This is a genomic window from Agromyces sp. P1_H4 (genome assembly GCF_056405255.1).
Genome location: NZ_JBFUCL010000560.1, coordinates 1 through 1,139, shown reverse-complemented (window position 1 = coordinate 1,139; position 1,139 = coordinate 1). Strand labels below are relative to the sequence as shown.

Here is a 1,139-nt window from a genome sequence, read left to right as displayed (position 1 = left end):
CGCCGGGCACCGCGACCCGCGAGTACGGCGTCGCGGCGCGCAGCACGCTCGCGCTGCCCACGATGCCCCCGTCGCGACGCGCGACGAGCACGGCACCGGATGCCGCGCGCCCCGCGGTGTCGCGTTCGAACGCGCGCCGCTCGGGGTGCTTGGGCAGGTGGCCGTAGGGGCCGGCGGCGAACGCGCGTTCGATGACGTCGGCCTCCGCGGCGAACTCGTGCGGGAGGACGGGCCCGATCGCGGGCAGCATGGTGGTGGTGTCGTCAGTCATGGGGATCCGATCCAGCCTACGCGGCGGTCGCACGCCCTGCGCCGCGCGTGCGTCCCGCGGGCGTCCGACGCAGGATCCTGCGACCGCACGCCGGATGCGTGCGCGATCGGCGGCGTAGCCTTGAACCGTGACAGCGTTCGTCTCAGCCCTCGATCTCTTCTCGATCGGGATCGGCCCCTCGAGTTCGCACACCGTCGGCCCGATGCGGGCGGCTCGTGCGTTCGCCGAGCGACTCGCCGACGAGGGCATCCTCGACCGCGTCAGCCGCGTGACCTGCTCGCTCTACGGCTCCCTCGGCGCGACCGGCCTCGGCCACGGCACGCCCGACGCGGTGGTGGCGGGCCTCGCGGGCCGGAAGCCCGACGACTGCGACCCCGACGACGTGCGCGGCGCGTGGACCCGCCTCGGCGACGACGGCGGCGAGGTGCTGCTCGCCGGGCGGCAGCCGATCACGATGACGCGCGGCGACGTGAGCCTCGAGCCGCGCACCCGGCTTCCCGGCCATCCGAACGCGATGACGCTGCAGGCCTGGGACGAGGACGAGCCGCTCCCGCTCCTCGAGGAGACGYACTACTCCGTCGGCGGCGGCTTCATCCGGCGCGACGGCGACGCGCCCGAGGAGTCCGAGGCGCTGCGGCATCCGCTGCCCTACGACAACGCCGACCAGCTGCTCGCGCTCTGCGAGGAGCACGGCGTCTCGTTCTGCGATGTCGCCCGGTACAACGAGGTCTCGGTGCACGGCGAGCAGGGCATCGACGCCGGGCTCGACGCGATCTGGGCGGCGATGGCCGAGTGCGTCGAGCACGGGCTCGCCGCGGAGGGCACGCTGCCGGGCGGGCTCGGCGTGAAGCGTCGCGCACCCGAGGTG

The 1,139-nt window shown here is 74.8% G+C and carries 2 protein-coding genes; one reads left to right on the top strand and one right to left on the bottom strand.

All coding sequences use genetic code 11. From position 1 onward, the window contains the following. Positions 1-271, bottom strand: a 271-nt coding sequence (locus AC1DY2_RS19960; protein WP_476763997.1) for a hypothetical protein, incomplete at its 3' end; no start/stop codon positions are given. A 127-nt stretch (positions 272-398) separates the two neighbouring features. Here AC1DY2_RS19960 and AC1DY2_RS19955 point away from each other — a divergent pair. Next, a partial coding sequence (locus AC1DY2_RS19955) for a serine dehydratase beta chain (RefSeq protein WP_476763996.1) occupies positions 399-1,139 on the top strand: 741 nt, incomplete at its 3' end.